At 34.7% G+C, this 24,869-nt stretch carries 24 protein-coding genes and 3 pseudogenes; 22 read left to right on the top strand and 5 right to left on the bottom strand.

Annotated features, from left to right (window positions below):
- Positions 1 to 9 precede the first annotated feature (9 nt).
- Positions 10 to 909, top strand: a complete 900-nt coding sequence (locus AC0ONG_RS15410; RefSeq protein WP_474203615.1) for a PhzF family phenazine biosynthesis isomerase — start codon at positions 10 to 12, stop codon at positions 907 to 909.
- An 83-nt stretch (positions 910 to 992) separates the two neighbouring features.
- On the opposite strand, the gene AC0ONG_RS15405 is transcribed toward AC0ONG_RS15410, so the two are convergent.
- On the bottom strand, positions 993 to 1,202 hold the full coding sequence (locus tag AC0ONG_RS15405) for a hypothetical protein (protein ID WP_000801655.1): 210 nt from the start codon (positions 1,200 to 1,202) through the stop codon (positions 993 to 995).
- Between the two features lie 83 nt (positions 1,203 to 1,285).
- Between AC0ONG_RS15405 and AC0ONG_RS15400 the strand changes: the two genes are divergently transcribed.
- The 6 genes from AC0ONG_RS15400 (at position 1,286) to AC0ONG_RS15375 (ending at position 6,920) form a co-directional block, all read left to right on the top strand.
- Complete coding sequence (locus AC0ONG_RS15400; protein ID WP_001027990.1) at positions 1,286 to 2,035, top strand: Nif3-like dinuclear metal center hexameric protein; 750 nt, start codon at positions 1,286 to 1,288, stop codon at positions 2,033 to 2,035.
- 187 nt (positions 2,036 to 2,222) lie between these two features.
- Positions 2,223 to 3,062, top strand: a complete 840-nt coding sequence (locus AC0ONG_RS15395; RefSeq protein WP_000406146.1) for an aminoglycoside phosphotransferase family protein — start codon at positions 2,223 to 2,225, stop codon at positions 3,060 to 3,062.
- 28 nt (positions 3,063 to 3,090) lie between these two features.
- Positions 3,091 to 3,648, top strand: a complete 558-nt coding sequence (locus AC0ONG_RS15390; RefSeq protein WP_001099747.1) for a DUF7010 family protein — start codon at positions 3,091 to 3,093, stop codon at positions 3,646 to 3,648.
- Positions 3,649 to 3,676: 28 nt separating this feature from the next.
- Positions 3,677 to 4,501, top strand: a complete 825-nt coding sequence (locus AC0ONG_RS15385) for an MBL fold metallo-hydrolase (RefSeq protein WP_000427246.1) — start codon at positions 3,677 to 3,679, stop codon at positions 4,499 to 4,501.
- A gap of 15 nt (positions 4,502 to 4,516) precedes the next feature.
- Positions 4,517 to 5,083 carry an SGNH/GDSL hydrolase family protein gene (locus AC0ONG_RS15380; RefSeq protein WP_000855216.1) on the top strand — a complete coding sequence of 189 codons (567 nt, stop codon included), beginning with the start codon at positions 4,517 to 4,519 and terminating at the stop codon, positions 5,081 to 5,083.
- Between the two features lie 460 nt (positions 5,084 to 5,543).
- On the top strand, positions 5,544 to 6,920 hold the full coding sequence (locus AC0ONG_RS15375; protein ID WP_000787689.1) for a S8 family peptidase: 1,377 nt from the start codon (positions 5,544 to 5,546) through the stop codon (positions 6,918 to 6,920).
- 160 nt (positions 6,921 to 7,080) lie between these two features.
- On the opposite strand, the gene AC0ONG_RS15370 is transcribed toward AC0ONG_RS15375, so the two are convergent.
- Both AC0ONG_RS15370 and AC0ONG_RS15365 read right to left on the bottom strand, forming a co-directional pair.
- A complete protein-coding gene (locus tag AC0ONG_RS15370) occupies positions 7,081 to 7,497 on the bottom strand; it encodes an SRPBCC family protein (RefSeq protein WP_000951539.1) in 417 nt (138 codons plus the stop codon).
- Positions 7,498 to 7,577: 80 nt separating this feature from the next.
- Positions 7,578 to 8,588 carry an aldo/keto reductase gene (locus tag AC0ONG_RS15365; protein WP_000040529.1) on the bottom strand — a complete coding sequence of 337 codons (1,011 nt, stop codon included), beginning with the start codon at positions 8,586 to 8,588 and terminating at the stop codon, positions 7,578 to 7,580.
- A 403-nt stretch (positions 8,589 to 8,991) separates the two neighbouring features.
- On the opposite strand from AC0ONG_RS15365, the pseudogene AC0ONG_RS15360 reads away from it, so the two are divergent.
- From AC0ONG_RS15360 to AC0ONG_RS15350, 3 genes and pseudogenes are all read left to right on the top strand, one after another.
- Positions 8,992 to 9,129 (top strand): annotated as a pseudogene (locus AC0ONG_RS15360) (winged helix-turn-helix transcriptional regulator); the annotation flags it as partial.
- 154 nt (positions 9,130 to 9,283) lie between these two features.
- The gene (locus AC0ONG_RS15355; protein WP_000176639.1) at positions 9,284 to 10,345 is read left to right on the top strand and encodes an oxidoreductase; all 1,062 of its coding nucleotides are present in this window, start codon (positions 9,284 to 9,286) and stop codon (positions 10,343 to 10,345) included.
- A gap of 32 nt (positions 10,346 to 10,377) precedes the next feature.
- Positions 10,378 to 11,115 (top strand): GntR family transcriptional regulator, encoded by a 738-nt coding sequence (locus AC0ONG_RS15350; protein ID WP_000146274.1) that lies wholly within the window; start codon positions 10,378 to 10,380, stop codon positions 11,113 to 11,115.
- Positions 11,116 to 11,168: 53 nt separating this feature from the next.
- Here AC0ONG_RS15350 and AC0ONG_RS15345 read toward each other — a convergent pair whose 3' ends face one another.
- Positions 11,169 to 11,513, bottom strand: coding sequence for a winged helix-turn-helix transcriptional regulator (locus AC0ONG_RS15345; protein WP_000860831.1), 345 nt, complete (start codon positions 11,511 to 11,513; stop codon positions 11,169 to 11,171).
- A gap of 579 nt (positions 11,514 to 12,092) precedes the next feature.
- Here AC0ONG_RS15345 and spxA point away from each other — a divergent pair.
- The 8 genes and pseudogenes from spxA (at position 12,093) to AC0ONG_RS15305 (ending at position 18,754) form a co-directional block, all read left to right on the top strand.
- Positions 12,093 to 12,488, top strand: coding sequence for a transcriptional regulator SpxA (gene spxA / locus AC0ONG_RS15340; RefSeq protein ID WP_000236191.1), 396 nt, complete (start codon positions 12,093 to 12,095; stop codon positions 12,486 to 12,488).
- Positions 12,489 to 12,535: 47 nt separating this feature from the next.
- Positions 12,536 to 12,670: a BA3454 family stress response protein gene (locus AC0ONG_RS15335; protein WP_000573531.1), complete on the top strand. Its 135-nt coding sequence runs from the start codon at positions 12,536 to 12,538 to the stop codon at positions 12,668 to 12,670.
- A gap of 317 nt (positions 12,671 to 12,987) precedes the next feature.
- A pseudogene (locus AC0ONG_RS15330) lies at positions 12,988 to 13,072 on the top strand (transposase); the annotation flags it as partial.
- A gap of 71 nt (positions 13,073 to 13,143) precedes the next feature.
- Positions 13,144 to 14,499 carry an RNA-guided endonuclease TnpB family protein gene (locus tag AC0ONG_RS15325; RefSeq protein ID WP_000101454.1) on the top strand — a complete coding sequence of 452 codons (1,356 nt, stop codon included), beginning with the start codon at positions 13,144 to 13,146 and terminating at the stop codon, positions 14,497 to 14,499.
- A gap of 342 nt (positions 14,500 to 14,841) precedes the next feature.
- Positions 14,842 to 15,255: an Rrf2-family transcriptional regulator SaiR gene (saiR, locus tag AC0ONG_RS15320; protein WP_001083463.1), complete on the top strand. Its 414-nt coding sequence runs from the start codon at positions 14,842 to 14,844 to the stop codon at positions 15,253 to 15,255.
- 128 nt (positions 15,256 to 15,383) lie between these two features.
- On the top strand, positions 15,384 to 15,716 hold the full coding sequence (locus tag AC0ONG_RS15315) for an IDEAL domain-containing protein (RefSeq protein ID WP_041487927.1): 333 nt from the start codon (positions 15,384 to 15,386) through the stop codon (positions 15,714 to 15,716).
- Between the two features lie 72 nt (positions 15,717 to 15,788).
- The gene (locus AC0ONG_RS15310; RefSeq protein WP_000702349.1) at positions 15,789 to 16,478 is read left to right on the top strand and encodes a DUF3888 domain-containing protein; all 690 of its coding nucleotides are present in this window, start codon (positions 15,789 to 15,791) and stop codon (positions 16,476 to 16,478) included.
- A 956-nt stretch (positions 16,479 to 17,434) separates the two neighbouring features.
- Positions 17,435 to 18,754, top strand: a complete 1,320-nt coding sequence (locus AC0ONG_RS15305; protein ID WP_001014175.1) for an aromatic amino acid transport family protein — start codon at positions 17,435 to 17,437, stop codon at positions 18,752 to 18,754.
- Positions 18,755 to 18,919: 165 nt separating this feature from the next.
- Here the strand turns inward: AC0ONG_RS15305 and AC0ONG_RS15300 are convergent.
- Positions 18,920 to 19,048, bottom strand: a pseudogene (locus tag AC0ONG_RS15300) (VOC family protein); the annotation flags it as partial.
- A 487-nt stretch (positions 19,049 to 19,535) separates the two neighbouring features.
- Here AC0ONG_RS15300 and AC0ONG_RS15295 point away from each other — a divergent pair.
- The 4 genes from AC0ONG_RS15295 to tkt all read left to right on the top strand — a co-directional run bounded on the left by AC0ONG_RS15295 (position 19,536) and on the right by tkt (position 24,861).
- On the top strand, positions 19,536 to 19,907 hold the full coding sequence (locus tag AC0ONG_RS15295) for a DUF1304 domain-containing protein (protein ID WP_000402472.1): 372 nt from the start codon (positions 19,536 to 19,538) through the stop codon (positions 19,905 to 19,907).
- A gap of 497 nt (positions 19,908 to 20,404) precedes the next feature.
- Positions 20,405 to 20,920: a heme-degrading domain-containing protein gene (locus AC0ONG_RS15290; RefSeq protein ID WP_074789785.1), complete on the top strand. Its 516-nt coding sequence runs from the start codon at positions 20,405 to 20,407 to the stop codon at positions 20,918 to 20,920.
- Between the two features lie 422 nt (positions 20,921 to 21,342).
- Complete coding sequence (gene zwf / locus AC0ONG_RS15285) at positions 21,343 to 22,827, top strand: glucose-6-phosphate dehydrogenase (protein ID WP_000445329.1); 1,485 nt, start codon at positions 21,343 to 21,345, stop codon at positions 22,825 to 22,827.
- Positions 22,828 to 22,866: 39 nt separating this feature from the next.
- Positions 22,867 to 24,861 carry a transketolase gene (gene tkt, locus AC0ONG_RS15280; protein WP_000068270.1) on the top strand — a complete coding sequence of 665 codons (1,995 nt, stop codon included), beginning with the start codon at positions 22,867 to 22,869 and terminating at the stop codon, positions 24,859 to 24,861.
- Positions 24,862 to 24,869 lie beyond the last annotated feature (8 nt).

The following is a 24,869-nucleotide window of genomic DNA, read 5'->3' as shown; positions in this document are numbered from 1 at the left end:
GAAAAGAAAATGAAGACTATAAACGTATTTCATTACGACGCATTTACGAATAAACCAAATAAGGGAAATCCAGCAGGTATTGTATTAGAAGCAGATGGATTAACGGAAGAGGAAATGCAAATTATTGCTGAAAAAATTGGATATAACGAAACAACTTTTGTTCTTTCTTCAGAAGTAGGAGATATAAGAATGCGTTATTTTACACCTGGTTTTGAAATGGATTTATGTGGTCATGGGACAGTAGGGACGATATATGCTTTGCGCGAAAAAGGTTTATTAGAAGAGAAAAGTAACCTTACGATTGAAACGAAGGCTGGGATTTTACCGATACAAATAGGTGTAAATAAAAATGGAGAAACCTTTATTAAAATGAGACAGGCAGCACCTCAGTTTAAAGAATTTACAGGTTCAAAAGAAAAATTAGCTCATAGTATTGGTTTAGAAATAAATGATTTAGATGTAAGTTTACCGATTGTATATGGAAGTACTGGTAATTGGACTGTAATTGTACCGATTAAAAATCTTAATGCATGCGAGAGAATGAAACCTAATAATGCTGCATTTCCATCAGTATTAAAAGAAATACCTAATGCTTCTATTCACCCAATTTGTCTAGAAACTTATGATGAACTAGCACAAATGCACGGCCGTCATTTTTCATCAGCTTACGCTGGGACGATTGAAGATCCAGTGACAGGAACAGCTTCAGGTGTAATGGGAGCGTATTATGCGGAGTATTTAGAGAAAGATTTTGAACATGAATTGGATTTAATCGTTGAGCAAGGACAGGAAATAAATAAAGATGGTCGTGTAACTGTTTATGTAACGAAAGAGATAGAAAACGAGAAGTTACAAATAGATATTGCTGGAACAGCGGTGTATGTGAAAGAGTTTGAAGTTTCAATATAAAGTGAAACTTTAATCAGTGGGGGTTTTACTGCCCGGTGAATAGCAAGATAAAAAAGAAAGCCCGGAATACATCCGGACTTTCATTATCTGTTCAATACTTCAATGTACGAAGCATTTCCGGTTGTTCTTAAAGCGGAGCGGAAATTATTATTTTCTAACGCCACAGCAACTTGTTGTAACTGCTGTGCATCATCATGATGGATAAGTAAGCTGTCAGCACCGCTTTCTTCTATATGAATGTGTTCGACATTTCCGATAGCATCATGTACAGCTTTTAAAAATTCAGGTTTCATGGTGTCCTCCTATATGTATGTAACGTTGTTATTTAGTATTTCCTTATTTTTGAAATATAAAAGTAAATGAAAGGAGAAATAAAATGAATATAACGCAGTTTAACGAACAGATAACATCATTATTTGAAGAGCATCTTCACAAATATGGCGATGATGAATATGGTTTTACTCATATAAGTAAAGATGAATTTCACAAAATCGGTTACACAACAAATCTGACATTAGAGACGATTGAAGAAGCGTATAAAAATGGAGTCGATATGATAGTTACACATCATGCGCCGTGGAGTTTTTTATTTGGTATGGAAAAGGCTTGTATTGAGAAATTGAAGCAATATGAAATGAATCATTTTTGGATTCATTTGCCGTTAGATTTTGTAAAGTTTGGCACGTGTACGTCGTTATTTAACGGAATTGGGATAGATACAATACTAGAATATTCCACGTATGAGGAAGAAGAACTACCGGGAATAGGAGAATATAAAGAAGCGATTCCTTTTTCAAACTTAGTTGGAAAACTGGAAGAAAAAATGGAAGAGAAAGTGAAGAGCTGGAGAAATCATGATAAACCAGTAAAACGGATTGCGATTTTAACCGGTGCAGGAAACAATACAAATTTAATTGAACGTGCATTAGAAAAAGGATGTGACACGTACATAACAGGTGAAAAAACATTATATACAGTGCAACATGCGAAATTTAAAGGGATTAATTTAATTGTAGGCAGTCATACTTTTACAGAAGTGTTTGGTGTAGAAAGTTTGGCTCATAAATTACAAGACAGAGACCCGGCAATAGAAATTATTAGAGTATATGAAGAGCATTTAGAGTGATGAAATCACATCACATTACCATAAATGGAATGAACTATATGATGGAATATTGAAGAAAGCCATTGTAATAAAATAAAATTGTTGTTTGCTATATTAGGATGGTTGGCAGGATTCCCCTCACGTTTGTCAAATAATAGTAAAGTTGTCTTTTGAATTAAGGGAATCTTCCGAATTAAAGGGTGAGAGAATGGAAATTTCAATAATCACTGCACAACTAATTAAGGAAAAAGTTATTTCACATTATCCAAATAGCGTAAAAGCATTAAACGGGGGAACGACAAGTACTGTATATTTGTTGGATGAACAATACGTTGTAAAGTTGAATGAATCGGATGTCATACGTGAAGAAGCTTATTTTCTTCAGTTTTATAAAAAGGACGAATTATTTCCAAAGCTTTTATATAAGGAACCTTTAAATCGCTATATTGTTTACTCATTCCTTGAGGGCACAACGTCTTGCAAACTAGGCCATAAACGGAGTGTTCTTTGTAAACTTGTAAAGGAAGTTATCAATAAGTATGAAGTGGCTACAGAGGTTGATGGCTGGGGATGGAAAGAAAATCTGCTTCAATCTTGGAGTGAATTTTTAACAACAAATGTGATAGAAGCTCATGAAAATGTAAGACGTTACATAAGTGAAGAAGAGTATAGAACGGTTCTTAATTTAGCAAATAGGGATGCTGGAATAAATCAGCCATTTTTATTGCATGGTGATCTTGGATTTCATAACTTTATATTTAAAGAGAATAAACTGCACGGTGTAATTGATCCTTTACCAGTGTTAGGAGATCCTATATACGATTTAATTTACGCGTTTTGTTCAACTCCGGAAAATTTAACAAAAGAAACAATTAATTATGCGATGAAACAGTGTGTATTTCATAAAAAAGACTGTGATTTATATGAAGAAATAGTCATAGGATTATATTTACGTATAGACACATGTTTAAGACACCACCCGAAAGATTTAGAAGATTATTTAATAGCTTGGCGTTATTGGATGGGTGAAATTAAGCCGGCTTTATAGCACAAATATTTTTGGGGGAGATAGTGAAATGAATGTTGCAGAAGCGAAAAAGGATTTAGCAATAAAAACGAAGAGAGGCTTACCGATTATATTAGCCGGCGTTTTATTTTGGATAGTTATGAGTATAACGGGATTTGTTCTTTCTGAAAAACAAGTGGTGTGGGTATATTTAATCGGTATGGGCTGTGTGTTTCCTTTTGGCTTAATGATAGCTGCTATATTGAAAATTGATATGTTTGCGAAAGGAAATCCGTTAGGGGTTTTGGCAGGCTTAATTGGTGGGATAAATGTATTGAATATTCCACTTGTATTACTTGCCTATTTTCAATTTCCAGAATGGTTACCTTTTGTAGTAGCGATGTTAATAGGTGTTCATTTTATTCCGTACGTATGGATTTATGAAAGTAAAAGTTATGGTTTATTGTCAGTAGGGACTGTATTTGTAACGTCAGTTTGTGGGATTCTTTTTGCAGAAAAAGGATTTATTGTAATTCCATTATCGGTTACAGTTGTCTATTTACTTACTTTTATAAGTTTGTTAATTGAAAATAAAAAAGCAGATCATTATCAACAAAAGTCAGCTTAATAAAGAAATAGGGATAGGGGGAATTATTATGGAAAATTTCGTTTGTACAACGTGTGGTGTGCAGTATGCAGCGAGTGTAGAAGAACCGGTGAGTTGTCATATTTGTGATGAAGAGAGGCAATATGTTAACCAAAAAGGACAATCTTGGACGACACTAGAAAGCTTACAAACAGGTGATACATATAAAAATGAAATAATCGAAGAGGAAAATGGACTTTATAGTATTACGACAAAACCAGGATTTGCGATCGGTCAAACTGCATTTATAGTGAAAACAGAGTCATATCGTTTACTATGGGACTGTATTACGTATTTAGATGAAACGACAATTGAGAAGATAAAAGAGCTTGGTGGATTAGATGCAATTGCATTGTCTCATCCGCATTATTATTCAACGCAGGTAGAATGGGCGGAGACATTTGATGTACCAATTTATATACATGAAGATGATAAAGAGTGGGTAATGCGCCCGAGTAGTCGTATTATTTACTGGTCTGGAGAGTCATTACAATTAGCTAATGGATTAGTCATTCATCGTTTAGGGGGACATTTTAAAGGTGGATCTGTCTTACATTGGGAAGAAGGTAATGATGGAAAAGGGATTTTGTTAACAGGTGATATTATTCAAGTTGTAGCGGATGAAAGGTGGGTAAGCTTCATGTACAGCTATCCAAACTTAATTCCACTACCAGCGAGAAAAGTGGAAGAAATGGTGAATCGAGTGAAGCCGTTACAGTTTAATCGTTTATACAACGCTTTTCATCGAGTAGTAAAAGAAAATGCAAATGAGGCAGTTGAACGTTCTGCTGAAAGATATATAAAAGCAATAGAAGGAAAGTTGTTTCATACGTAAAAGGAGAATAGCTTAATGAAAACGTTAGTATGCTTTGGAGATAGTATTACAGCTGATGAAACATTTTTTAATGGAATGCCGAGATTAACACCACGTTTGCAAGAGGTGTTTCCGAACTGGAAAATAGTGAATGCAGGTATTCCAGGTGATAATACATTTGATGCGTTAAATAGAATTGAAGAAGATGTAATATCATATAAACCAGATTTCGTAACAGTTTTTCTTGGTACGAATGATGCAGTCCCTTTTTCTCAAGTGTCATTACAAGCATATAAAGAAAACTTAGAGAAGATTGTGAACCAAATTTCATCAAATAAAGTACTACTGATTAGTCCTGCACCAGTTGATGAAGAAAGACAGCATAACAGAACAAATAGAGTACTTGGTCAGTATGCAGACGTGGTGGAGGAAGTGGCGAGGGAAACAGGAAGTTATTTTCTAAACGTATTCGCTGAAATGATTCAAGAACGGGATTATAAAAGGTTTGTAGAAAATGATGAAAAAGATGGGTTACACTTTGGGCCAGAAGGTTATGAGTATGTAGCGAAGTTAATTGGTGAAAAGTTAAAAGGGATTTTATAAGGAGCAAAGCACTTAGTGCTTTGCTTTTTCGTATTTCTTTCGCAGTCCATAAACTTATTGATCGCTGTAATTTGGACAGATATTTTGCGTTTTTATCCCGCATTAACTGTCCGTAAACGCCCCATTGGTGAGGGCTAATAATCAGTGGGGGATGAACAAAAACCCCACTGATTAAAGTTTCACTTTATGTGCTTAAAAGGCGAGTTCTGTTTTAAAGTAATATAAATTTATTTTTAAAAATTTATATTTCGTAGTTGAAAATCAATAAAGGTGTAACTATAATAGTTACAGTAAGTTTGTTATTTTGAAATGTACACATTGAATTACAAGAATGAAGGGAGTTTTTATGTAAATCAAAAAGTTATAAAAATCTATTAATTTTTATAATAAGATAAAATGCTTTTCGGTTCATACACATTATGAAATATGTTATTTCTAATAGAAAACTAGAGGTGGAAAAATGAAAAATTTTAAAGGTATGTTGATATCATCACTTGCAATTACAACTTTTGCTGGGGTAGGTACGACATTTGTAACAAATACAGTACATGCTGCTAATAACGATTCTAGTAAAATACAAGTTCGTTCTAATAAGAGTATAAACACAACAACTGGCTCGAGAGGGCCTGTATTATCAGTCAATCCTTATGATGAACCTAGATTTTCGAGACAGGGATATCTTGAAGAGGCACCTTTAGGAATTAATGCTCCTTATGCTTGGGGAATTAAAGGAGGAAATGGTCAGGGAGCAACTTTTGTAGATTTGGAAGAAGGCTGGTTATTAAATCATGAAGATTTAGTCGGTCAAAATATTGAATTTATGTCTGGAAAAATGAGTAATGATCTTTCTCACGGTACTTCAGTTCTAGGTGTTGTTTCTGCAGCTGACAATGGAATTGGGAACATTGGGATTGCACCAAAAGCAAAGGCAAAAGTAATTTCAGTGATCCGAGATAATGGGAGAATCGATGTAAGAGATGCTATTTTAAGTGCCGTAGATTCTTTACAGGCTGGAGATGTTTTATTAATAGAAGAATCCTTTAAATATGATGGATATGGAGATGACCCTTTACCAGTAGAAGTATACCCGAGTATATTTAACGCAATTCGCAAAGGTACAGATAAAGGCATTATTATTGTAGAAGCAGCTGGTAATGGTGGGATTGATTTAGATGAATTTAAAGACCGTAATGGTAAGCAGATTTTAAATCGAAATAGTCCAGACTTTAAAGATTCAGGAGCTATTATAGTTGGAGCATCTACTGCAAGAGTTCCTCATAAACGTTTAGCTTTCTCTAACTATGGTAGTAGAATTGATGTATATGGTTGGGGAGAGTATGTTGATACATTAGATACATATCAAAATCAAAATAGTAAAGGACAAAAAGTTACAGATCAGAACATAATTAATCGTTATACTTCTAATTTCCGTGGTACTTCTAGCGCTTCGCCTATAATTGCTGGGGCTGCTGTATCGATTCAAGGGATTGCTAAAGAACATTTAGGTAAGGCATATACACCAAAAGAATTGAGAGCAATTTTAAGTAATCCTAATACAGGCACAAAGTCTAATAACCCATCATCTGATAAAATAGGGGTTTTACCAGATTTAAAAGCGATTTTGTCTAACCTTGGATTTCATAGTGATTTGACTACCAATGATCCTATGGTATTTCCAGATAACGTAGAAAAAAATGAAGGAAAAGAAAATTCAACTTTCGTATTTCCAGGTGAAGAAACAAAAAGAACAGGTGATAAAAATTCAACTGTAACCTTCCCAGAAGAAGATTTAAAACAGGAGGAAAAAGAAGAGGGATTAATTGTTTTTCCTGATTAATAAAAAAATACTACCTTCCATTTGGAGGTAGTATTTTTTATTTCTTGTCAATAACAAGCAGGCATGAAATTTGTATTTGTTTATCTTTCATAATGAACTTAACCACAAAATCGAATATTTGACTGTTAATTTACTTTTTCGTCTCAATCAATTATATGAATTAATCTAGAAATGCTTGCTGCAATGCTTTCAGTCCATCACTGTAAATGCCATGAAACAGATTAATTGCCTCTTCATCACTAACTTCAACAGGAGTGAACGTACCAGACCACTCTACTAACGATGTGTTACTTTCAGTACCTTCTTTAACCTGGATTGTAGATAAATAATTAGTGACTGGGAACGGTGCATTCATGATTGAATACGTGTAGTAGCGCTCTTTATCATTGAATACTTCTAATCGTTCTATAATTGTATCGCCATCTGGATTAGCTAGATGACGTACACGACCGCCTTCAGTTAATTTACTGCTAGGTATATAAGGTAACCAGTCTGGAAGGGAGTTGAAACCTCCGATTAATTGCCATACTTGTTCCGGTGAAGAAAACATTTCCATAGATGTAGTAGTATGTGCCATATTCATTACGCTCCTTTTCATCCCGGTATTTACGGGTAAATAATCAGTGGGGGATGCTCCCACTGATTAAAGTTTCATTATTATTTTACGTTGATTGGTAGTGGTGCATTAGGTGCTACTAGTTTTTGTTCGCGCATTTCTTCCCAGAATGCTGCTGGAATTACTGTATTTAAGGCGTTTTGGTCTTCTACAATTCGTTCCGGTTTACTTGCACCAGGAACAACGGCAGCAACTGCTGGATTTGCTAGTGAAAATTGTAATGCAGCAGCTTTGATGCTGATGTCGTGACGATCTGCAAGAGCTTTGATTTTCTCAACCTTTGCAATAATTTCTGGCGATGCTTTTTGATATTCGAAGTGAGCGCCTCCAGCAAGAATACCTGAGCTATATGGGCCACCAACAACAATATCCATATTATGCTTTACAGCTGCAGGCATTACTCGTTGCAATGCACGTTCGTGGTCTAATAATGAATAGCGACCAGCTAGTAAGGATATATTTGGTTTCGCTTCTTCTAAATCAAGCATAAGTTCAATTGATTCTACTTTGTTTACTCCAAGCCCCCAGCCCTTAATAACTCCTTCTTCACGTAAACGTGTTAGCGCACGGAATGCTCCTGTTCGAGCTGTTTCAAATTGTGAAATCCACTCATCACCATAAAAGTCTTGTGCTAAATCATGAATGAAAACAAAGTCTAGACGATCTGTTTTTAAACGTTTCAAACTTTGCTCGATAGAACGAAGTGTTGCATCTGCGCTATAGTCATTGATCATTTTATTTTTGCGACCAAATTCGAAAAGTCCGCCTTTTTCACCTAAATCACGTGCAGATGGATCTTCTAGTTCATCTGAAATCGTTCGACCTACTTTGGTGCTTAAAAAGTAATCATCACGATTTCTTTTTGACAGTGCTTCACCAAGACGGATTTCCGCTAATCCAGATCCATAAAGTGGAGCTGTATCAAAGTAACGAACGCCATTCTCCCAAGCAGCATCCACTGTAGCGATTGCTTCTTCCTCTGGGATATTACGGTACATATTTCCTAGTGGTGCTGTACCAAACCCGATTTTTTCTTTTAGTAATTTACTCATTATAGATATCCTCCTAAAATATATTTGAAAATTATTTATTCATTGTGAATGGATGTGAAAATGAAAACATGTCATTTCATCGTCTGACAAAATGTATGATAAAAATACTCACTTTAAAGTACAGGTAATTTCTAATACTTCATGACTTACTCAACTCTTACAAATGCTATTATGAAATGTATTTTACATAATGAAAAGTACGTACTTTAAAGTGATATAGATACTAAAAAGTAATACAGGTACTTTTTGGTGCCGTACTACTCATCTGCTGTTTACGTATGCTATTATGAAACATGTTTAACACAATAAAAAGTACGTACTTTAAGGTGCTATAGATACTTAAAAGTAATATTTAAATATTTTAGCTTATTTGTCTTATAAAATTATTAAAGGAGATTTTTATATGAAAACATACAATATTCCTGTAGAGGCAACTTTAGAGGTTATCGGTGGAAAGTGGAAAGTAGTTATCCTTTGTCATTTAAAGAAAGACAAAAAGAGAACGTGCGAGTTAAAACAATTAATGTCTGGTATTACACAAATATAGTAAAGAAGTAGGGATGAAAATCGAAATGGTTTCTATCCCTACTTTTTCATTTTATATACAAATTAAGAACTAAAACTATATACTTTTAAAAAGTAAACTATATAATAAATGTAGAAACGAAAATTTATGAGCAAGGAAGTTGAAAAATATGACATTAACAATGGGCTTTATTGGATTTGGAAAGTCAGCTAACCGCTATCACTTACCTTATGTAAACACACGTAATAATATAAAAATAAAAACGATTTTTGTACGTCAAATAAATGAAAAATTAGCGGCTCCATATAAGGAAAAAGGTGTTTACTTCACTACTGATTTGGACGAATTGTTGAATGACAAGGAAATTCAAGTCGTGACGATCTGTACGCCAGCACATACGCATTATCAATTAGCAAAAAAAGTTATACTAGCTGGAAAATCAGTTATCGTTGAAAAACCATTTTGCGATACAGTGGAACATGCGAAAGAATTATTAGCTTTAGGACGAGAAAAAGGTGTAGTAGTTATGCCTTATCAAAACCGCCGTTTTGATGGTGATTTTTTAGCTGTGAAGCAAGTAATTGAACAAGGGTTCCTTGGTGATATTATTGAGATTGAATCACATATTGATTATTTCCGTCCTGGTTCAATCACTCATGAAGCTCCAAAAGAAGAAGGTTCATTTTACAGTTTAGGTATTCATACGATGGACCGTATGATTTCACTATTCGGCCGTCCAGATACGGTGACATACGATATTCGTAATAATGAAATGGAAGGTGCGGTTGATAACTATTTCGATGTTGGTTTACATTACGGAAATCAGTTGAAGATTAAGCTGAAAACGAACCATGTCGTAGCAAAAGATTATCCACGCTTTATCGTTCATGGAACAAATGGATCATTTATTAAATATGGTGAAGATCAGCAGGAAAATGATTTGAAAGCGGGTGTTATGCCTGAGAGTGTAGGGTTTGGTGAAGATTCACCGATGTACTATGGAGTTGCTAAGTATCGTAATGCAAATGGTGACTGGATTGAAAAACAAATTAAAACGCCACTTGGTGATTACGGTCGTTTCTATGATGCCGCGTATGAAACAATTATAAATGGTGCACCAAAACTTGTGAAAGACGAAGAAGCGGTAACGAATATTGAAATCTTAGAAAATGGATTTGCTTCCCCATCACCTTCAGTTTACAAACTTGAGGCTTTACATTTGAATGAATAGAAGAGAGTTTGCAGTATAAAGGAGGTATGGAAATGGCAAGCGGATCAACACAAGTAAAATACCTCGGCATTTATCAAAAGATTAAACAGCAAATTTTAGACGGTGAATATAAAATCAACGAAAAAATTCCGAGTAGCCTCGTCCTTGCTGAAGAATTTGGTGTTTCAGCCCTTACTATTAAGAAAGCGCTGGATCTATTAGTTAGAGACGGCTACATTATCCGCCGGCGCGGAAGTGGAACAGTGGTGCAAGATTGGCGTCAACAGGAAAAGGCACGAATGATTCAAACTTTAACGGGTACGAAAGCTGTATACGGCAGTGAGGTAGAAAGTCAAATTATCGAGTTTGCGATTGTTGGGGCTGATGAAGTAGTTGCTGAGAAATTGGGAGTTTCAATCGGTGATTTCGTCTATAAAATCATTCGCCTCCGCATCATTCACAGCATTCCGACGATTATAGAGCATACATGGATGCCAATTTCGGTTATCCCAGGTGTTGAGGCTTCTGTTTTAGAGGAGTCGATATACTCACATATTCAAAATAAACTTGGTCTTGAAGTAGGGACATCTGTTGTCAGGGTTAAAGGAATTCGCCCAGATGATAGGGAAAAGCAGTTTATGAACTTAACAAATCAGGATTTCCTAATGCGAGTTGAACAAGTAGCTTATTTAACGGATGGACGAACTTTTGAATATTCTTATGCAGATCATCTACCCGAAACCTTTGAGTTTGAAACAGTCATTACTGCAAAAAATTATAAAGAGACATAAAAACCGGTTGAGGCAAGTATTGTCTCAACCTATTTTTATGTCTTCTACAGTTATTATTCATCTGCTGTAATCAGCATGGATGTGTTCCCGGTTTTTTCAAGATGAACTTCTCCCCAGGAACAGAGGGAATCAAGTATAGCTCCTAAAGACGAACCGTAATCCGTTAAAGAGTACTCTACTTTTGGTGGTACTTGGTCATATACTTTCCTTTGAATTACACCATCTTCTTCTAGTTCCCGTAATTGTTGGGTTAACATTTTTTGCGTAATACCAGGCATTAAACGTTTTAATTCACTCGTTCTTTTTGTTCCTTTTTTTAAATGACAAAGGATAACAACCTTCCACTTTCCACCAATAACTTCTAAAGTCGCTTCTACAGGAATATTGTATGTCTTCATAAAAAAAACTCCTTTGATGAATTTAGATTACAGTTGTGAGCCTACATCCGTTGCAATACTAAAATTATTTCTTTTTAGTACCTATAACACTTTAAAGTGCGTACTATTTATTGTGCTAAATATCGGTCATAATAACCGATGTAAGAGAGAAATAAGCAGAATGGCACTTGAAAATGCATATGTTACTTTTTAGTACCTATAACACTTTAAAGTACGTACTTTTTATTAGGATGAATATAATCCATAATAGCACTTGTAAGCAAGAAATGCGTGAAATGTGCTTTGAAGGAGCCATCATGCTATGGGGAATTTTACATGAGAATAATTTGTTGTGTTATTAAAATTAATCCAAGACTTAACAGTTGATTAATTGAACTGTAAAGTTTAAAATTACAGTAAGATTTTTAAAAGTGAGTTGTTAACGTCTGTAAAATGTAGCATGAATAATAGCGATAAATGAAACATTGCTGAATAATTAACATTATGTGAATTTGATTCTAAACTGTAATTTTTTTTAATACATTTCAATAAGCGATATTTAAAATGTACGTTTAATAACATTAAAGGAGTGAGTTAAATATGGTAATTCTATATACAACAGCAAGCTGTGCTTCATGCCGAAAAGCGAAAGCATGGCTTGAAGAGCATCAAATTGATTATATTGAAAAAAACATCGTATCAAATTCTATGACAGTTGATGAGCTTAAATCGATTCTTCGTTTAACTGAAGAGGGGGCTACTGAAATTATTTCAACTAGATCGAAAACTTTTCAGGACTTAAATACAAATATTGATGAGCTCTCGCTAAATGAATTTTATACATTAATAATTGAGCATCCATTAATGTTGCGTCGCCCGATTATGCTGGACGAAAAAAGATTGCAAATTGGTTTTAACGAAGAAGAAATTCGTAAATTTTTACCACGTAGCGTCCGAACATTTTTAAACATTGAACTGCAAAAGCTGGCTAATTAATAAGTAATATTTTTTAGGGGAAGTGGTATGAAAGGAGGAAGCAGAAAATGATAGAAGTATGTGTTACAGTCAATTATAACGATAGAAATTATCAAACAAATGTTATTGTAAGTAAAGATACGATATGGACAAAAATTAAACAATTGGCAGAAGAACAAGTGAAGAAACAATGGAGTCTTTAATGTATTTTTAACTTAAAAAGCTAAAGTGAGTTATGGAATCTATTTCTTTATGCTAAGAGTGGTTCTTATTATATTTTAACGTCTGGCTAACCTATCTGTAATATTTATCCTTTCCGGCAAGAAGACCCCATCTGATTTGGGTTACGGTTGAAACCCAACAATTCAGGTGGAGATGAATTGCCGTCAGAAGATAGGCTGAACGCTTTTGTTTCTTTTGTCTTACGATATAATCTGCCCTAGGTAAGGAGGGGATATATCGTAGGACAACTAAATTAGATAAGGATAATCATAATCATTTGGATACTTGGACCAAAAGGAATTACGATGAAGACCATGTTCACATTTTGTTCCGTTCTAAATATTGATTTGTCAAAAGTAATTAACAGTTACAAAAATATTTCTTTCCTAAGAAAAAACACGATTTTAGGAAAGAAATAATTGTAATAAACTCTCTGAGAAAGGTGGTGAAAACAATGGCTAGAAAGAAAGCAGTGAAAGTATTACGGAAACAAAAGAAAAGAGAAACCATGCAACGATTCACGCAGAAACAGAATATCGGACGAGCTTGCCTCACAGCTAAAGAATTTCGTTTACTGCAGCGCATGTCGCATAGTTCAAAAGCGTTGCGAAATGTTGGGCTATACACGATGAAACAAAGTTACTTGAACAATAACAGGATGGCTACTGTAAAAGAAGTGGACACTGCTATGCAAGCCGATACGAACTACTCGGGCGTTCAATCAAACTCTGTTCAAGCGATTCGTAGAGCCGTATTTACAGAAGTAAAAAGCTTTTTTAAAGCGTTGGAACAGTGGAAGAAACATCCTGAGAAGTTCACAGGTCGTCCGAAGTTTCCAAATTATTCTCGTTCCACGGACAAACGAATTATTGAAATCTATCAAGTGCCAAAAGTGGATGAGAACGGATATTGGATCATTCCGATGAATGTGGCATTCAGGAAAAAATTCGGTTCCATTAAAATACGTATGCCTAAAAACTTGAGAAATAAAAAAATCTCCTACATTGAGATTATACCGAAGCAAAAAGGTCGGTTCTTTGAGGTGCATTACACATATGAGATGCACGTTTCTCAAATGAAGAAACCACCCACGACCACGAGTAACGCTTTGAGTTGCGATTTAGGTGTAGATAGATTAGTAAGTTGTGTGACAAATACAGGTGATGCATTTTTAATTGATGGGAAAAAATTAAAATCCATTAACCAGTACTTCAACAAAATGATACGTAATCTAGGGCGGAAAAATATGGACAATGGAATTTCAAAACGTATTGTAACGAATCAAATGGCTGTACTTTGGCACAAACGAGAACGACAAATAAATGGTTACATTTCACAAACTGTAGGCCTGTTGTTCAAAAAAGTGAGAGCATGTAACGTAGATACAATTGTCGTAGGGTATAACGCTGGTTGGAAACAAAAATCTGATATGGGGAAAAAGAATAATCAAACATTTGTTCAAATCCCATTTCACAAACTGATGGCAGCAATTGAGAATAAATGTATAAAAGAAGGCATCCGATTTGTAAAACAAGAAGAAAGCTATACTTCAAAAGCTAGTTTTCTGGATAAAGATCCGGTTCCAGTTTGGTCTAAGGATGGTAAAACTCATTATTGCTTTAGTGGCAAACGAATCACGCGTGGTCTGTACCAAAGTAAAGCAGGAACATGTATCCATGCTGATATTAATGGTGCGCTGAATACATTGAAAAAATCAAAAGTTGTAGAATTAGATGGCAATCTCAAGGTAAAAACGCCGATTCTATTAGAAGTGCAAAAACGTAAGGCTGTTGCTTCGCGCATAGCTTAGTGGGTGTGTCAACCATCCATGTGTACTCGACTTGTCGGGGCTTGTAGCACACGCCGGATTCATCTGAGTGGTGGCTTCTTCTATAAGGGAGAACTGCTCTTTTTCGAAAGGGTGGTGGAAGTGGGAAAACAATCATTCGTTGTCAGTACCAACCAAAAACATACTTGGGGTGTTACCATAAGGTGGCATGAACGCTAGAGCGTCAACTGTCTAGTAATAGACAGAAAAGACCTAGCATTCAAACTCAATCCCCACTGAAAGGCTTTATCTCAGTAGGGGTAGTTGACGGCTACAGTATGTTAATATATGAGAAACAATATTTTTGATTGTAGGAGGAAAACAATGAACAGCGATTTTACCTTGGCCATACACAGTTTAACTTATTTAGCTTTACAGCCAGACCGGATGTCAACAAGTAATGCTATTTCAGAAAGTGCAGGTGTTCACCCAGTACGCATTCGCAAAGTACTAAGTTTGTTAAAAAAACATAAGTTTATACAATCGAAAGAGGGGACTGGTGGCGGTTTTATTTTCGCTCGCGATTTAGATGAAATTAATCTTTGGCATATTTATCAGATAACCTCTGAAGGTGCTTTGCAGCCGAAGTGTCCGGAATCAAACGATCAGTGTGTTGTAGGTTCGAACATGCGAAAAGTTCTTTTTGCTATTTTCTTAGGTGCTGAAGAACATCTAGGTGAATACTTAAAGAATTATACAATGAAAGAAGTTGTTGACCTTATTAATCAAGAGCGTTAAGCGGCTTAATTATTATATAGCCGTGAGTTCTTAACACATAAATGTAATGAAAAATATTACAGTTAAATTTATTTTTTTATGTTGTTTATCGTCACTAAAAATAATTTGTAGGAAGGTGAAAGAGTATGATGTCAAAGCATAATCCTGTTTTAAAAGTAGGCGATTGGGTTCGAGGAATATCAGTAGAGGGTGAATTAATACTTGGTTATATTGAATTATTTGATAATGTAGGGGAAGTAGTTAAGGTTAATGTTGTGAAATGTGACAACAGAGATACAATAAATAAAACAATGTCCTTTTTAAGTAAACATGTAAAAAAACTCCCTGAATCAAAGGCAATAAATAAGGAACAAATTCTTTACCTTATAGACCTTGCATTATTAACAGGAGACGAAGAATGGTTTATCGGACTTTCTTCAAAATTAAACTCGATAAACGAGCTAGTTAATGGGGGAGTTTAATTTTTTAGCTTATACCCTAATCAATAATATCCTTTCTTTTGTTGCATCTTAATAAAAGAGGGGATGGATGTTATGAAAATAAGATTAACAATGGTTAGCATCATATGTCTGTTTATTTTTTTATTACCCTGCATTTCTGCTCAAGCAATTGTAAAAAAGGAAAATGATATAAACAGAAATTTTGGCATAGATTTAACTGGTTATAAACTTTATTCGTTTGGTGAATTTAACCAATTAGATTATAAGATAACACCACTTACTCAGTTGTTTTTAGGAATAGTGCAAACAGAAGGTGAGTGGATTAATGAACCACGATTATATATTAAGGGAAATAAAGGTTATTTTCATCTTTTGAAAGCGGACGGTACGAATGTTCTTTATACCGTTGAAAAGAGCGGGGATTTTTGGAGAATTATAGATGTAAAAAGAAAGAAAATCAGCAGAATAACTGTATCAAAACAGCTTTTAAAAGAAGTAGTAATTGAGCTCTTATTGGAGCCAATAAGTAAAGAGGTTGAAAACTATTATAAGGAACCAAAACTTTGGTATCGAGGTTCTGAAAAAATACTTGAAATAAAAAAAGATACAACAAACTATACTTTTTATGTAACTGTTCAAATTCAAACTTTTGAGGGTGCACACAACCCGCCTTATGGAGAGGACACAATTACTTTTCGCATAAAAGGAAATGATCTAAAAACGATTCATTATAAACATAGAGATATTCCTGAAGAAGAGTCGAACAAACTACAATTAAGATAACATTGAAGTGATTTGTTTGTGCATCCTTGATAATGATAATTATGTAAATGAGCTGTCCATATGGGGCAGCTTTTTTGTTTTTTTACTCAGTGTATCTTTTTAAAATGTATATGAATTCAATATTAATAATATATATCCTAAAATTTGGTTTTTTTATTTTGGAATTTTTTCTTTTTACCTACATTAATTATTTATTAGAATATCTTTTATGTTTAAAATGAAATTTTTTGATAAAGGGGATATAAGTATCTTTATAATGAGTAACCTAGAAAAACAATGTATTATTGTATTTTTTTACTAACTAATTCAGCTTTAAGCGATAAAAACAATGGCTACATGCTAACTGTAAAATATTATCCATATAAAATTATTCCACTTTAATATTTCTGAAAATATAAAAATATTAATTTTATAAATATACACGTTATAATGAGGGCGTCGAGAGAAATTTTATTATCTCTGGAGAAAATATAAAAAATGCGATTACTAGTAAGAAAGGTGTGTGATTAGAGGCGAAATGTATGTAAAGTGCTTCAGTGGCTTGTGTAAGCAATATCATCAGTGCTGCCGAAGTTATTAAAGTAATGTATAGAATTGAGAAAGAAATGCCTCGCAAATGAAGAGAGGCCGGTTTAGCTAAAATTACTGTTAAAAGTAAAAAAAGAGAAACCATTAAAGTAATACACTGTTATTAGAAATGTTGCAACGTATTTATGAAGTCTATTCTATATTGTTCTCTTAAGGGGTCTTTATATAAAGAGCGGATATTATGAGTAAACTTTTTTGTGAACGCTAACAATTATATTAGGACGCTAACTAGCGAATGTTTCAATTTGGTTTCATTATGATGAAGGACATACAATGTGGGGCAACTTGTAAGGAATTCATTTTCCGAAAGGGAATATTTGTTAGCAGCAAAGAGAGATGTAGAAATAGATACAAGGGGGAGTTATTATATGAACGGGAATACTGCAAAGAAAATAGAAGTTCAAGCTGAAAATACCGCACTAAAAAATGAGCAATATGCAGATCCGAAAAAGTGGCATAAGCAGGATACTACATGGGCACTCAGTCTATTTGGAACTGCAATTGGAGCAGGGGTGCTCTTTTTACCGATTAATGCAGGTTCAGGTGGTTTATTATCTTTACTACTAATTACATTACTTGCATATCCAGTTATGTACTACTCACATAGGGCGCTTGCTAAAATGATATACGCTTCTAATTCTGCTGATGAGGGGATCACAGGTACAATTAGAGAGTATTTCGGAAATAAAGCGAGTATCATTTTTAACATCGTATATTTCAGTTCAATTTATACAATCGTACTAATGTATTCGGTTGCGCTTACAAATACTGCAAGTAGTTTTATCGTGCATCAATTGCACATGCCAGAGCCTCCAAGGGCTATTTTATCACTTGTATTAGTTCTTGGTCTTATCGCTATACTGAATTTTGGTCAAGATATCACTGTAAAGATCATGAGTATGCTAGTGTATCCTTTCATAGCTTCTCTACTGTTTATCGCAATATCTTTAATTCCACAGTGGAATACGTCAATGCTTAGCTTTTCAGCTGTTTCTACTGCTTCAACAGGAACAGGATATTTGGGAACGATACTGTTGATTCTACCAATCATCGTATTCTCATTTAATCATTCACCTATGATTTCATCATTTGTTGTGAAACAGAGAGCTACGTATGGAATCGAAGCCACTGATGCTAAATGTGCGCAAATACAAAAGGTTTGTTATATCATGACATTCGTTGTAGTTATGTTCTTCGTTTGGAGTAGTGCACTGAGCTTAACTCCAGAGGATTTAAAAATGGCAAAAGAGCAAAACTTATCAATCCTTTCATATCTTGCGAATGAACTTAATTCACCTGTAATCACGATTGCAGCTCCAATTATTGCTTTTGTGGCTATTACAAAGTCTTTCCTTGGCCATTATATCGGAGCATTTGAAGTAATGCGTGACATGATTATTAAGTTCGGTAAATCACGTGGAAAAGATATTGAAGAAAAAACAATTAAGACAGTAATCCTTACTTTTGTTGTATTATCATGCTGGTTTGTTGCTTATACAAATCCAAGTATTCTTGGACTTATTGATTCTCTAAGCGGTCCTTTAGTTGCTGCTATCTTATGTCTATTACCGATGTATGCGATTCAAAAAGTGCCAGTACTAGCTAAATACAAAGGGAAAATGAGCAACGTATTTGTTATTATTGTAGGTGTACTTACTGTCTTAGCAAGTATTAAGTCATTATTCTAATTCACTATTATTGGTATTAGTGTAAAAATAGTTAACATGAAAAACTTTTTGGACAAACTTCTCACATTGGAGAGTTTGTCCTTTTTTAGTCATTCTATCAACTTGCCGACAAACAAGCCACCTTCCAGGCAGAAGGTGGCTTGTTTCGGTATTAATTTATTTTAACTATTCATGTCTGAATGGCCCTTTTGGAGCAATTAGCTCTAAATTAGTACCATCTGGATCGGGGAAGTAGGCAACTCCTGTACCAAATCCAGATTTCTAGCCGTCTTCTTGAAAGATAATTGGTTCGTCATATGGTGCTATCCTATGCCCATCAAGCTAACAAAATGGATTGCCTCTGAAACAAAAAATGATTTTTATTACTATAAAAAACGTAAAGTATCTGTTTTTAGAAAAAATTAATTTTTATAAATTGATGGAGATATAACTCAATTCTTTTATATATTTAGTTAAATATGATTGTCAGAATGAACTTAAAGTAATTATGATTTCTAGAAATACGAACTGATGTTTTGAATTGGTTTAAAGTTGCTGGAACAAAATAAAACCAATTGAGCAAAAAAACTTGCAAAAATAAAAAGAGAGATGTATATTAATTGATGTATCAATAATTGATACATCAATTAATATTTTGACAAGAAAGAAAAGGAACATTTTATGAAGGAAATGTTCGTAAATATCAGTGGAGAAGAACGCAAAATACTTATTCATGTTCTATTACAGATACAAAAAAATGTAGAGAATATTAAAGAATAGAGAGTGTAGGGGGCAGAATAGTGTGGAAATAATCGCAGCTATTTTAGTCGGGATCGTAGCATTAGAACATTTGTTTATCATGATCCTTGAAATGTTTTTTATTGATTCAAAAGTAGCGAAACGTGCTTTCAAATTACCGAAGCATTTAGAAGGAGATCGAAACGTAGCCATTATGTTTGCAAACCAAGGTTTATATAATGGATTTTTAGCGGCTGGTCTCATTTGGGGACTTGTACTTGGGCTCAATCCAATTGGTTATATGGTCCAATTATTTTTCGTGATTTGTGTGGTGATAGCAGCTATTTTCGGAGGTTTCACATCTAATAAATCAATTATTGTGAAACAAGGACTTCCAGCTGTTTTAGCACTAGTTGCTCTTTTATGTATGATATAGAATCAAAGTTTCTCAATAAAAGAACTCATTTTTGAAAAAATACGCTATTCTTTCTTTAGAATTATAGGAAAGGATAGCGTTTTTGTATGTCTATTTCTATATGTAGTGAATTACAACTATTCCTTCAAGGGATTCAACTGCTTTTCAGCTTTTGGATATATTTTCATCCATCTTTGTTTCCTCCTATTGTTGGATAGTGTAATAATTGATAAAAATTTTGATGAAATTGGATTATAATGATTGATCAAAAAAGCTAGTGATTAAAAATATTATTCTTTAGTACATACATTTTTAAGATGTTAAATATATTTCATAATAGTCTCTGTAAGATAAGGGTAACTAGAATAGTACTTTTTATAACTTTGAATATCATTCATAATAGCACCAGTAAGAAGAAAACAAGCTTTACGGTACTAGTCACCAAAGATGTTACAGTAGTTTATTTAGAATCAGATTGATTGAAAGGTTGTACTATATGGCCTAATAATTTCGGAAAAATGTCGGTGTGGCATAAAACAATTATGGAGGTTAAAGATATGAGTACTTCAAATTTGAATGAAATAAGTAAACGAATTTTAATAGAGGAGGAAACACTTCAATTTTCCTCTTTTACAAATGAAGATGCACTGCAACTAGGTTTATTTATCGTTGAAACAGCGAAGAAAGAGGGGAAATTGATTGCTGTTGATATAACGAAAAACGGTGTGCAATTGTTTCATTTCAAAATGACAGGGACAAATGAGGAAAATACGAAATGGATTGAGCGTAAAAAACGAGTCGTTTCTCTGCATGATCATAGCTCGTATTATATGCAGATACAAAGTGAAATAACTGGAATCTCATATAATGAAAAATATCTTTTAGATACTTCGGAATATGCTGCGTTTGGTGGCTGCTTTCCTATCAGAATAAAAGACGTAGGGGTTATTGGAATGATAACAGTTTCGGGATTACCACCAGAAGAAGATCACGAATTGGTTATAAGAGCAGTTAAGAATCATCTGAAGCAATAATAAAAAGGCCAAAACGAACAAGAATATGTTCATTTTGGCCTTTTTATTATTCATTTCATGTAATGAACATAGATCTAATCTTTTTCTAATAAATACATGAGTACTAAAAGATATTAGGGAATGAAGAATCTTTAATCCGAGACACTTTTCTTGACGATGATAATTTATGTAGTTAATATGATAGATATAAAATAACTTAATTACTTTTAATAATTAAATTATTTTATATAAGTTATAGTAATTAAGTAGTATGTGGTAAAAATGCTTTGAATTGCCACTATTAATATTGGGGACAATGAGAAAGCGACAAATATAAAAAATTTGAAGTTAAGAAGCAAGAGTGAATCAACAATGATAGTAGCTTCTGTACAATGCATTTTTACTATAGTGACAATGACTATACATCACGAGGGGGACTGAACTTGGAATCAATGACCTTTGTTTTATTTGGAGCGACAGGGGACTTAGCAAAACGCAAAATTTACCCCGCGCTATATAACTTATATAGAGATCAAAAGCTTCCAAAGCAAATATCTGTTATCGGGCTTGGAAGACGTGAAGTGTCTCATATAGATTTTCAAAAAAGAATAAAAGAATCAATAGAGACGTTTTCTCGTCAGAGGGAAGAAGGTACTCCGGAACTCGAAGGTTTTTTAGATAATTTTCGCTATTGTCCATTAGATGTGAGTAAACCGGAAGACTATGAGAGGTTATTACAAGTCGTTCGTGAAAGGGAAGAGGAACTACATATAAAAGGTAATAGAATGTTCTATCTTTCAGTTGCTCCTGAATTTTTCGAGACCATTGCTTTAAATATTAAGGAAAGCGGACTTGATAAAACAGATGGATGGAAACGCCTGATGATTGAGAAACCGTTTGGGCACGACCTTACATCTGCTCGTGAGCTTAATGATAAGCTTAGTCGCACGTTTGAAGAAGACGAGATATACCGTATTGATCACTATTTAGGTAAACCGATGATTCAAAACCTTGAAGCACTAGAATTTGCAAATCCTGTTCTCCAATCGATTTGGAACAAAGAACATATAGCAAATGTACAAATTACAGCTAGTGAAACAGTTGGGGTTGAAGAAAGAGCCGGATATTATGATCATGCAGGAGCCATTCGAGATATGGTTCAAAATCATATGTTACAAATATTAATGATGACTGCTATGAATCTGCCGGAAAAGGTTAATGCGTGTGAAATTCGAGAGGAAAAACGAAAAGTAATGGAGACGCTTCGTAAAGTGAAAAAAGAAGACGTTCAAAGCCATATCATTCGCGGTCAATACTCTTCAGGAGAGATAAAAGGCGGGCAAGTTGTAGCGTATAAAGAGGAGCCAGGAGTAAATCCTTCTTCTAACATAGACACATTTGTTGCTGCTCGTTTGTGGATCGATAATCCATTTTGGACTGGCGTTCCCTTCTATATACGAACAGGAAAACGAATGAAAGAAAAGTCTACTCGTATTGTAATTGAATTTAAAAATACGTTAAAACAGCAATATCAAGATAATAATCCAAATGCAGCACCTAACTTATTAATAATTGAAATTAGCCCAGGTGAGAATGTTTCATTACAGTTAAATAGTAAAAATCCATTGAAAAATGGAGAGATTGAACCGATGCGTATTAACTTTACTTGCGAGCAAGTGGATGTGGGAGTACCTGAAGCGTATGAAAGACTCATTCATGATGCGGTGAGTGGAGACGCTACATTCTTTGCACATTGGAGAGAAGTTGAATTGTCATGGGAATGGGTACAACCAATTCTTGAAGCGTTCGAGGAAAACTTATTACCGCTTCATGAATATGAGTCTGGTTCATATGGTCCAGAAGCGTCTAATGAACTGTTGCAAGAAAGTGGATTTAAATGGTGGTTAGATCAAGAGACGGAAAAATAAGTACTTTCTTTCATGAAAGCATTTAGGGGGACGATTACTATGGCACAAAACATAAATCAATTAGCAGTGAATACACTTCGTACGTTATCGATTGATGCTATTAATGCGGCAAACTCAGGTCATCCAGGTCTTCCGATGGGAGCAGCACCAATGGCTTATGCATTATGGGCGAATCATTTAAATTACAATCCTAATCACCCAGAATGGTTTAACCGTGATCGTTTCGTTTTATCGGCAGGACATGGATCTAGTCTGTTATATAGCCTACTTCATTTAGCTGGATATGACGTTTCAATTGATGACTTGAAAAACTTCAGAAAGTTAAATAGTAAAACACCAGGACATCCTGAGTTTGGTCATACTCCTGGAGTTGAAGCGACTACAGGCCCGTTAGGACAAGGGATTGCTAATGCTGTCGGAATGGCAATGGCAGAAGCTCATTTAGCAGCGAAGTTTAATAAGGATGGTCACTCTATTATAGATCACAATACGTATGCTTTAGTCGGAGATGGTGACTTAATGGAGGGTGTCGCTTATGAAGCGATGTCAATGGCAGGACATATGAAACTTGGCAAGTTAATTGTACTGTATGATTCAAATGAAATTTCACTTGATGGTGAATTAGGCATTGCTTTCTCTGAAGATATTCAGAAAAGGGCAGAATCTGTACATTGGCAATATGTAAGAGTTGAAGATGGAACCGATGTCGATGCTATTACAAAAGCCATTACATTAGCGAAAGAAAATACGGATCAACCTACTCTTATAGAAATTAGAACCATTATAGGTTATGGAAGTCCAAAAGTTGCTGGAACGAATAAAGCACATGGTAATCCGCTTGGAGTAGAAGAAGCGACAGCGACAAAACAAGTGTATGGTTGGCACTATGAGGAAGACTTCTTTGTGCCTGAAGAAGTAACAGCTCATTTTAATGAACTGAAACAAAAAGGTATTGAAAAAGAGAACGAATGGAATGAGCAATTTAACGTATACAGAGAGTCAAACCCTGCACTAGCAGATGAATTAGAAAAAGCGATTACAGGTGAGGTTTTAATTGAAGCGAAAGACATTCTATCTTTTGATACTGAAAAAACAATTTCCACTCGTGTTGCAAGTGGGGAAGCTATTAATCATTATGTGAAATCGATTCCTTCTATTTTCGGTGGAAGTGCGGATCTTTCTCATTCTACGATGACAGATATAAAAGGTGAAGCAGTATATGCAGTAGAATCATATGCTGGACGAAATATATACTTCGGTGTACGTGAACATGCAATGGGCGCGGCAGCGAATGGACTGGCTCTCCATGGAGGAGTAAAACCTTTCGTAAGTACATTCTTTGTATTTAATGATTACCTTCGTCCATCGATTCGACTGGCTGCACTGCAAAAGTTACCTGTTACTTACGTATTTACACATGATTCGATTGCTGTAGGAGAAGATGGTCCAACGCATGAACCAATTGAACAATTGGCAGCGCTTCGAGCAATTCCTGGTCTAACAGTTATCCGTCCGTCAGATGCAAATGAAACAGCAAGTGCTTGGGCGTATGCTTTACAGCAAACGGATGGTCCAGTCGTTTTAGTACTGAGCCGTCAAAATTTACCGGTGTTTAATGAAACGAAAGCGAACATAGAGAATCTCTCTAAAGGAGCTTACGTATTAACACAAACAAATGAAAATCCGGATGTAATTTTAATTGCGACAGGTTCTGAAGTATCCTTAGCTGCTAGTGCGAAAGCAAAATTAGAAGAAGAACAAGTTTCTGTTCGCATCGTTGCAATGCCGAGCTGGGAGTTATTCGATCGCCAATCGAACGAATATAAAGAATCCGTTCTTCCGTCTTCTGTAACGAAACGAGTATCTCTTGAGATGGGTGTATCTCTAGGTTGGGAACGTTATGTAGGACAAGAAGGAAAAGTACTATCAATTGAAACATTTGGAGCTTCAGGAACTGGAGCTGAAGTCATGAATCTATTTGGATTTACGACAGAAAATGTTGTTCAAATTACAAAAAATGTGTTGAATTCTTAAGCTATGAC

Source organism: Bacillus sp. TCT6 (assembly GCF_056033845.1).
This window is presented reverse-complemented; position numbering and strand designations above follow the sequence as displayed.